2 protein-coding genes and 1 CRISPR repeat array are annotated in these 10,351 nt (G+C 58.1%); both genes read right to left on the bottom strand.

Annotated features, from left to right (window positions below; genetic code table 11):
* Window positions 1-12: 12 nt before the first annotated feature.
* A CRISPR array of direct repeats spans window positions 13-2,020; the repeat unit is 28 nt; unit sequence GTTCACTGCCGCCCAGGCAGCTTAGAAA.
* Window positions 2,021-2,138: 118 nt separating this feature from the next.
* Entirely contained in the window at window positions 2,139-4,424 is a 2,286-nt protein-coding gene (gene pbpC / locus N512_RS0119575) for a penicillin-binding protein 1C (protein WP_028781388.1), read from the bottom strand.
* The gene (locus N512_RS0119570; protein WP_051472886.1) at window positions 4,421-10,075 is read right to left on the bottom strand and encodes an alpha-2-macroglobulin family protein; all 5,655 of its coding nucleotides are present in this window, start codon (window positions 10,073-10,075) and stop codon (window positions 4,421-4,423) included. Before N512_RS0119570 ends, pbpC begins: the two co-directional genes overlap by 4 nt.
* Between the last annotated feature and the right edge of the window lie 276 nt (window positions 10,076-10,351).

Here is a 10,351-nt window from a genome sequence, read left to right as displayed (position 1 = left end):
TATTGAGCAAACGTTCACTGCCGCCCAGGCAGCTTAGAAAGGGCAGCTTGAGACATCAAATCTTGTGGCTACGTTCACTGCCGCCCAGGCAGCTTAGAAAATCATTGAATCGAACCCATCCGCTAACTGCCTGTTCACTGCCGCCCAGGCAGCTTAGAAAGATAAGTGACGATATCGGCACTTACACATACAGTTCACTGCCGCCCAGGCAGCTTAGAAAGCCACCAGTTCAAGCCCAGGATGTTGCAGTAAGTTCACTGCCGCCCAGGCAGCTTAGAAAGTGCCCTGGAAACAGGGCGCATTGGGAAGGTTGTTCACTGCCGCCCAGGCAGCTTAGAAAAGCAGCTGGTGAACGCATTTCTAAAAGGGTTAGTTCACTGCCGCCCAGGCAGCTTAGAAATCACCCAGCCAGGGCTTGTCTGCACTCTGATTGTTCACTGCCGCCCAGGCAGCTTAGAAATCACTCCAGCGGCAACCAGTCGCCAGACATATGTTCACTGCCGCCCAGGCAGCTTAGAAATGTGAGGCAGTTGCGTTATCAGAGACATAAACGTTCACTGCCGCCCAGGCAGCTTAGAAACTTATGAAAGCCTTCCTTCTTCTTGGTCTACCGTTCACTGCCGCCCAGGCAGCTTAGAAATAGATGTGACGAACATATCGCAAGTCGTTGATGTTCACTGCCGCCCAGGCAGCTTAGAAATAAAAGTAGGAGTTTAAAACATGCGTAAATTTGTTCACTGCCGCCCAGGCAGCTTAGAAACGCCGGAGAATATCGCCCAGTAAAACACCTCGGTTCACTGCCGCCCAGGCAGCTTAGAAAATTAAATGACGCTTGAAGATTAACCGCTTGCTGTTCACTGCCGACCAGGCAGCTTAGAAATCCCGAGATAATCATTGAAAAGTTGCGTGATGGTTCACTGCCGCCCAGGCAGCTTAGAAATTACTGGACTTTTCAGGGCTGACCGTTCCTCTGTTCACTGCCGCCCAGGCAGCTTAGAAAAGATGCTGAATGACTTCCTTTGCCACCTCAGTGTTCACTGCCGCCCAGGCAGCTTAGAAATATGCTTAAAGCACACAGACACTCCTAACTAAGTTCACTGCCGCCCAGGCAGCTTAGAAATTTGGCCTTGCTGAGTCCGAAGAATGCAAATTGTTCACTGCCGCCCAGGCAGCTTAGAAATATCTGTCGTTCATCTATAACGTCGGCGCTGAGTTCACTGCCGCCCAGGCAGCTTAGAAATTCAGGTGACGCAGTACCCAAGCCAAAGGCGCGTTCACTGCCGCCCAGGCAGCTTAGAAAACTTATCGGCATTGAAGCCAGTGACAATAAAGGTTCACTGCCGCCCAGGCAGCTTAGAAAGGCAGATGCCATTACAAGACCACCACCTACAGGTTCACTGCCGCCCAGGCAGCTTAGAAATATAAAAGCCTTTCTATTGCAATAATGGTTGTGTTCACTGCCGCCCAGGCAGCTTAGAAATTTGTGAGAATGGTTAAGGGGTTCATTGATCAGTTCACTGCCGCCCAGGCAGCTTAGAAAACTCTCAGAAAAAAGCTGGAAGACGAGGCGATGTTCACTGCCGCCCAGGCAGCTTAGAAATAGATACGTCCACTCCACCTGCGCCCAGATTTGTTCACTGCCGCTCAGGCAGCTTAGAAACAGAACGTGGCTGTTATTGAAGCCGCCAACCCGTTCACTGCCGCTCAGGCAGCTTAGAAAGTTGTCGGCTTCCATCAGTGGAGGCTCTTTGCGTTCACTGCCGCCCAGGCAGCTTAGAAAAGATCCCCGCAGTGTTCGAGGCGGCAAACCTGGTTCACTGCCGCCCAGGCAGCTTAGAAAAGGCCGAGATAGTAGAAGAAATGCTGGACACAGTTCACTGCCGCCCAGGCAGCTTAGAAAGTAGGAAGCAGCTGCCACTACTTTTGCTGTTCGTTCACTGCCGCCCAGGCAGCTTAGAAAAGCTTATTGACGTTGATATGTTGGCCGATATTGTTCACTGCCGCCCAGGCAGCTTAGAAAGTTCTTCTGGTGATGACCTTTCCCCCGAATTTATCACTCGGCCCCAGCAAAATCCGAACGTCTTGCATTTGTGGGGCTGAAGAGGCCGAAACTGAGGTGATCTAAATAGCGGCCCGGCTCAAGGCAGCATATCTACTCGAAGTAGTCTGCTGGCGCTGCGGCCTTTGTCGTCGCTGACCGACAGTTGGAAGCGTCCTGCTCTGGGTGGGCGCCATTCCAGGGTTTGGCCCGGCAGGCTCTGGCCGAGCAGGCTGTTACCGGCAAACCAGTAGAGTATTTGGCTGTCGGAGGCGGCGTCGGCCTTGAGGGCTATGTGTTCATTGGCCACGCTTTGGCGCAGGCTGTAGGTGACGCCCTTCAAGGGGGAGCGGATAAGCGGGGAAGTGTAGCTAACCGCGACTCTTTGGCTGCAGGCGGCCGGAAGCTCCGGCGGCCTCCTGCGGGGTAAACCTGCCTGCTCGAACAGGGCCGCCAAGTCTGACGGCCAGAAGGCAAACACCTCCTGGTGGTGAATTGCCGAGTCGTAGGGCGGGCAGACGGCGGCGCCGGTTTTGTTATCCAGCCACACGGGGCGATGCAAGTTGGAGATCTTGATGGGGGAAACTCCCGGGATATACCAGCCATCGACCAATTTGGGGCACCAAGGGTTGGGCAGCTCGCCGGAGGCGGCGCAGAAGGCCACCTTTTTCACTGTATCCGGCGGCGTGTTGGCCATGTCGGCCGTGCCCGGCAGCGCGCCCTGCAAGGCATCGCTGAGGGCGAAGAACAGGGGCCCGGCGGTACGGACGCCGACAAAGGCCGGGTTGGGGGTGGCGTCGAAGTTACCCACCCAGACCACTAACACATAGGGGCCTGTGATACCGGCGCTCCAGGCATCGCGATACCCCCAGGAGGTGCCTGTTTTCCAGGCCACTGTCCAGTTGCTGCCGGGCAGGCCATCGGCGCGGGGGTTGTCCTTGAGTATGTCCCGCACCATAAAGGCGGCGGCCGGGCTCAGCAAGCTCTTTCCTTGCGGGCTGATGGGCTGGCTTTGTTGATCCCGCAGCGGATAGTCGTGGCCCTGGCTCGCCAGCATCAGGTACAGCCGCGCCAGCTCTGCCATGGTCAGCTCGCCGCCGCCCAGCACCAGGGATAAACCATAATGACTTTCACCCCTGAGCCCCTGAATGCCGGCCTGGCGCAGGAAGCCGTAGAGATTGGGTTGGTTTACTTGTCCTGCCAGCCACACGGCCGGCAGATTGCGGCTCTTGACCAGGGCGTCGTGGGCGCTGATGGGGCCGGTAAATCTGTGGTCAAAGTTCTCCGGTTGGAAACTGCCAAAGGCGGTGGGCGCATCCTTGAGTATGCTCAGCGGGTGTATGAGCCCCTGATCTATGCCCAGACCAAACAGAAATGGTTTCAGGGTTGAGCCCGGCGAGCGGCGGGCGCTGACGCCGTCCACCTGGCCTTGGATATCGGTATCGAAGAAGTCTACCGAGCCTATCCAGGCTTTGATGCTCTGATCGCGGCTGTCCACCAGGATTGCGGCGGCATTCTTGACCCCCAGATGGCGCTGGCTTTCGATATACAGCCCAAGGCGCCGCTCCAGCAAGGTCTGCAAGCCGACGTCCAGGGTGCTGTGAATTAGGGTGTCACTATTATCCCGCAGCAGGCGGCGGCTGAAGTGCGGCGCCAGAAATGGCAGCTCAGTGCGATCATGGCCGATGGCGGTGAGGGTCAACAGGCCGTTGTTGCGAGGATCGTCGCGATAGCTTTGTTGCCAGAGCAACGCCAGACGGTCGCGGGCATCCTGAAAGTCGGCACCGAAACGGGCGCGCCGCGCCGGGCTTTGCGGCATGACCGCCAGGCTGAGGGCTTCACTGAGTGACAGTTCACCGGCGTCTTTATGAAAGTAGATGCGGCTGGCAGCGCCGACACCTTCAATATTGCCGCCCATGGGCGCCAGATTGAGATAGGCCTCCAGAATATCATGTTTGGAGTAACGCAGCTCCAACCATAGCGCCGCCAGCATCTGCTGCAGTTTCCCGGCAACCTGGCGGCTGTTGATGTTGTAAACCCGCCGGGCCAGCTGCATGGTCAGGGTCGAAGCGCCCTGGCGATCATCCTTAAGATAGGTAGCGACTATCGCCCTGGCGGTGGCCGCCGGGTTGATACCGGGGTGGAAGTAAAAATAGCGGTCTTCCTTGAGCAAGATGGCTTGCACCATGTTGTCTGAAACCCCTTCCAGGGGTTGCCAGAGCCGATACTGGCCATCACTGGCCAGCGTCAGCCGCAGCAGGCTGCCATCGGCGGCCAACACCATGCGGGAGCTGGGCGCCAGCTTTGAAAAAGGTTGTGCCGGCCAGAGTCTCAGCCCCAGCAGCAAGGCTGCCAGGGCCAGCAGGCACAAATAGCGGCGTTTCATGGCGCTTCGATCACCAACTCACCGCTTGGGCCCTGGGCCTGAACCAGGGGATCATACAGCCCCTCGGCATAGGCGGGCGGCACCTGGAACTGGCCGACATTGGTGGCCCGTACCTTGTAGACAAAGGTTTTGGCATCGCGCCAGGCGGTACCGTAGAGCACCAGACGGTCTTCGCGAACATTGAGCCACTGTGGCGACCAGTCGCTGTGCTGAGCCATACCCACAGGCGGCTGCCAGCCGTCGAAGCTGTCATCCTTGTCACGATAAACCGGCTCCACGCCGCCGGGCAACAGATCTATTACTACCACCTGCTGCAACTGATCCATATCTGTGGCGCGCAGCCGCAGCCTGACCAGGAATTCATCCCCGACCTTGACCTTGGCAAGAGGTTGCTGCTCCAGGGTCAGATAGTCGCGGCTCACCTCCAGCCCCTGGCTGAAAGGCTTGGCCGGGCTTTGGTCAAATCCCTGCTGGCTAAGAAGATAGAAGGCATCATTGCTGCCGGTTTTCTGGTATTTCACCTCTTCACTGCCGAGGGGCAGCTGGGCCTTGGGTAGATTCAGTGCCTGCCAGGCCTTATCGACCAAGGCTTGCATGGCCAGCCCCTGATCGCCGCGGGAGTTATCCAGGGCGGTCAGTGCCCGCACCAGAGTACCGGCAGACAGCGAGCTGTAACGCTGCTCGCTGAGCCACTGGCCCATGCGCGGCAACAGTTGTTCCGGCAGGTCATCCAGGCGCTGTGGCGCCTGACGGGCGATGAGTGTCAGCAGCTGGGCATCGTGCACCATGGGATCCAGGTAGAGGCCGAGGCGCTGGGGCTTGTCCTCAAGCAGCTGCCACTTCTGCGCCTGCCACAGCGGCTCGGCCAACTGTTGCTGCTGCATCAGGGTAAAGCTGGCGGCCAGCCAGGCACTGGCGATGTCTGCTTGCCAATCCTTGGGATAGTAGCGCTGCAAACGCTCGCGGATGTCGGCCAGGGCGCCGCTCACCTGCACGCCCTGGCGGGCCAGCAGATACGCGCCATAGGCACGCTCGCGCAGCTCATCCTGGCCGCTGCTGGGGCCGGAGCTCACGCTCGACAGATAGCTGTTGGCCTTGTCCAGTAGATCCTGGGGCACGGGGTAACCCTGGGCCTTGGCGTCCAGCAGCATGTCTACCACATACAAGGCCACCATAGGCTCGACTATCGGGTTGGCAGCCCAGAGACCGAAGCCGCCGCTGCTGTTCTGGCGGCTACGCAACTGGCCAATGAGTTGGTTAAAGTCATTGAGATTATCCTGGGGCTTACCCAGCAGCAGCGCAGGTACGGCTTTGGATACCAACTGCTCGGTACAGGCGTGAGGATAGTTGTCCAGATAATGGCTCAGCCCCTGAGCCCAAACCAGCGGACTGTTGCCAAGGGCCGCTTCCACCTTGCTGAACGGCGTAAACAGCTGACGGTCAAGTTTGAGCTTGGCTTCGGCACGGTCGAGCACAGCCGTGGCCAGGGTTAAACGGTGGGGCGTTAACGGCCGCACCGAGATGCTCTCACTGATCTTGAGCTCGCCTTCGCTGGTGGCGAGTTTCCAGTGGAGCTCCCCTTGACCCAGATTGTCGCCTGCCTTGACGGCAAAGTGCGCCGTGGCCTCACGGCCCGGTTCGATATGGAACTGCTGCGGTTGCAAGTCGCTACGAAGGGCGCCGCTCAGGCTGAGGGTCAGGGTAACATCCTGCGCCTCGGCTTCTGTGTTATAGAGTCCCACAGTAACATCGGCGCTGTCGCCGGGTGCCAGGAAAGCCGGCACATTGGGACTCATCACCACAGGCGCTTTAACCGCGACACTGGCCTCGCTGGTGCCTATGCCGCTTTCGGTGGCACTGACGGCAAAGAAGCGGATACTGCCGTTGAAGCTGTCGGGCACTGTATATTGCAGCCGCTGCTCTCCGGCGGCCAACTCACGAATACCCGACCAGTAGACCACAGGCTTGGCGCGCTTGCGCTTGAAGGGGTTGAGGTTGGCTGCCAGCAGCGCGGCGGCGTCACCTCCGGGGGCAGCCTGGCGCATCAGCACCTTGAGATCCGGCAGCAGCAGGTCGAGAATTTGGCTCGAATCTACGCTGAGAGCCTTCTTGTCGAAGAAGTGCGCCAGTGGATCCGGCGCTTCATAGCGGGCCACCTGCAAAATACCGGCATCAACCCCGAATACCACGACTCTGGCTTTGCTTGGCAGCTTGAGGTCGATATCCAGTTGCGTCCCGGGTTTAACCTTTTCCGGCAGGCTCAGGGCGATGGCTTGACGCCGCTCACCGAGATCCACCTTAAAGGGTTTCACGGCATAGGACAGCGGGCTCATAAAGACTTCTTCCGAGTCCGGTGCCCGCAGGAACTGCACATTGATATAGGCATTGCCCTCAATGCCTTGCGGCAGGGTAATGCTTTGCAACGAACGAGTGCTGTCGGCCTTGAACCATTTGAAGGCGTAGACCTTGTCTCTCTCTATGGTGATGAGTCCGGCGCCGCTGTAAGGGGCCTGGATCGCTACCTGAATGCTTTCACCCGGCAGATATTCTGCCTTGTTTAGCGTCAGTTCCAGCTCGGCGTTGCGCTCCAGCGTGCGACTGGCGTTGCCGCTGCCGGCAACGCTGTAATCTATTTGGTTCAACTGGCGGCCGTTTTCATCCAGCAGCCGCAGGCGGTAGTCACCCGGCTCCCTGGTGTCGAGTTCCAATTGGCCCCCGCTTGCGGCCAGACTCAGGGCGCTGCTGCCCAGCAGTTTGTCTTTGCGGCGCGATTCATAGCGGTAGGTGCCGTCATTCTGTTTCACCAACACAGACACCCAGCGCCGGGCGATACTCTCGACTTTGAGCTCAGTAGCCACACCTTGAAGGTCCTGGCCAACGGCTTGCAGGTTGAGCACACGCTTGCCGTCTTTGCTGATGAAGTCCAGATCGCCATCGCTCTTGTAGCCCAGTAACCAGTCGGCATCGGATACCAGTAGCTGGTTTTGGGCGCTGACACCGTGTCCTGAGCCGGCTTCAAATACCCGAGCCAGCAAGTGCAGCTTGTAAGTGCTGCCGGCAAAGCGGTCCAGCGCCAAGTCCAGGCTGGCCTTGCCTTTGCCGTCTGTGGTGGTTTCGCTCAAGTCTTCGCGGAACGATTCCTTGAGCTTGCCCAATACCCCAAAGCGATAGCCGGGCCAGGCTTTGAAGCTGATATCGGTTGGTGACAGCACCATCTCGCCGCTGACTCGGCGATCGCTCGCCGGGCCACCGAAGAGTTGCTCGGCCAAGACCTCGGCCTTGAGTTGCTGCGGCTTGCGCCAGCCTTCAAACTGCTTGTCGGTGCCCAAGTCGGTGCCCAAATAGACCCGCACCTTGATGCGATCCGGCTCGAAGTCGCGCACCTTGAAGGTGACATCCCCCAGACGCGTGAGGCGGTATCTGTCTTTGATGAGGGACAGAGTTGCGAGATAGTCACCGGCAACCGCGGTTTCACCGGCGCTGAAGTCCAGGCTGTCGAAGCCGCTGCCATCGAGTTTGAAGGTGCGATCCAGCACGGTTACCCCGCGGGGGTCGGTGATCTGCATTTTCACCGGCAGGCCACCCAGGGCGGTACTCCAGTCCTGCCCCCGCACCAAACTGGCGATATGGGCCGTCTCACCGGGGCGATACAGCCCGCGGTCGGTGAAGAGGTAGGCTCTCAGGGCGCCGGGATCGTCGCTCTCATAGCTGCCGCCGGTGTCGAAACGGGACAGATTGAGCTGGCGACGCCAATCAGCCAGCGGCAGGAAGGAGAGATCGCCATCCTTTTCGACCCGATAGTAGAGTGGGGTCTTTTCCCGGCGCAGATCGCCAAGTTTGGCAAAGCTTGCGTGACCGCGTTCATCTGTTAAAGCCTCGGCTACCGCTAAACCGTTGCGGCCGATGACAGCCACCCGGGCGCCGGCCACCGGAGTCCCCTTGCCGAGGGATTGCACGAACAGATCCTGGCTGCCATCACGGCTGCGCTTGGCGAGTATGCCCAGATCTGTCACGACCACAAAGCGCAGATCGTGGGCCTCGGTTTGGTAATAGTCGAAGGTTTGGCTGTCTCTTTCATCGGCCGGAGTCAGTTTGACCACAAAGATGCCGCGCTTGTCCTTGAAGAAGGGCTTGAGGTCGACGCTGCCGTAGAGCGTCTTGCTGGGATCGCGCCCGGCAAGCTGTTGCTTGAACACCTGACGGGTGACCAAACGGTCGAAATCTGTGTTGTTGAGGTAGGGCTCGGCAAAGCTGCCCGAGCTTTGATCTATCAGGGCATTGAGCTGCTCAGGCAGCAACTGGGCGACCTCAATCTGTACCTTTTGCACCCCTCTGGCCAGATAGCCGAGGCGTTGATCGTCGTCCAGAGTCAGCAAGGAACCTTCGCCGAGGAAATTGAGCGCCTTGGGATATTGCGGCATTCGCAGCACTGTCAGCACGGCATCGCGGGACAGATAACCCCCTTGGCCTTCGACTTCCTTATCCACCATTACCGCCACGTAGCGATCGACCGGAGCTTTCAGCTTGAAGCTGTGCAACTGGTTGAGGCCTTCGGCGCCGGGGATCTGGGGCAAGGTCAGTTTGTCGGCCTTGTCCAGTACCTGTTCGGTGACATTTTCCTGATACCAGTGACGGCTTCCCTTGGGATTTTTCACCGGCAGCAACCAGGCATGTACCTTGCCTTGAAGCGCTTCGTCGTTGACCGGACGTGAGCTTTCCATCGTCAGTACCGGCTCGGGTTCATCCTTGTCGTTGTAGGCGAAGTTGACCTGAGCCTGTTTAAAGCTCAGCTGATAACGGCCGGGAACCTCTACTTGCCATTGGCTCTTGCCTGCCTTGTTGCCGCCGCTGGCCGCCTGGATCCCTTTGCTGACCTCCAGGGTTACAGAGCTCTGCTCAAGTGGCGTGGCGAGCGCAGGAGAATGTATGTAAGCGAACAGATGCTTGTCATCGAAGGTGACTTCGGTATCGCCATTGCCGCTGTAGGTCAAGCCGGGGCTCAGCAATATCGCCAGTTGGGGTTTGACCGAGGCCGTATTCACCGGGTGGCTGAAGGCCAGGGTGGCGACCAGCTTTTGAATACTCGGCTGGGCCGGATCCTGGTACAGACGACCCTCAGAGATGGTGGCCGTGAAGGCGGCTGTGCTGAATTCGCTCTGGTATTTATCCAGTAAGATATGGTCTGCCAGCAGCTGCTTCTTATCTAGGCTGACCGCGAACTTTTCCGCAATCGGCCAGTCGTTATCCGGAGTAAATTGCAGATGCTTGTCACTGGCCCAGCGCCACTGCCCGGCGAGTTGGGGGCTGAGACTGACGCCCTTGGAGACGGGTTTGCCTATGACATCCAAAGGTGCGACCGAACCACTGAAGGCCAGGGTCAAGGGAGCGACCTGAGGTTTGGCCTGGTGGTAATCGGTTAGCCGCGGCGCCTTGAGCGTATAGTGCAGGGTATAGGGCTTGGGTAAATGCTGATACCAATACCAGCCACCCCAGCAAAGCACAGTCAATACAGATAGCAGCAGTAGGCTTCCCAAGGCTTTAAAGGGATGCTTTATGCACCAATGCATCCAGGGCGGAGCCTGCCAGTGACCAAAAACGGCAGCGAGAACTCGCCAAACTACCGAGAAGAAATTTCCTATAAGCTGTCCCATCAGTCCATGTCCTTGCTGTGTCTCGTAGCGCTATCGCCAAGTTGGGTGACGTTTTAAAGATGTCAGTCGCCGATGTCAATCAGACCGGGCCGATGCTGTGATGCCCTATTCGATATCGTCTCTGCAACTGAGACTCCATGGTACAACAATCGGGCTGATTTTTATCCGTGTTACTTTGATAAGTCGGTGGCGATCAACAATATAGTGTCTTCATGGAGGGTAAAACAAAAAAGGCTTACCGTTTTATGGGTAAACCTTTTTAGTTACAGCATCTAG

The sequence above is a fragment of the Shewanella sp. 38A_GOM-205m genome (assembly GCF_000518445.1).
Classification (GTDB): Bacteria; Pseudomonadota; Gammaproteobacteria; order Enterobacterales; family Shewanellaceae; genus Shewanella; species Shewanella algae.
The sequence above is the reverse complement of the archived record's forward strand: the minus strand, read 5'-3'. Positions and strand labels throughout refer to the sequence as shown.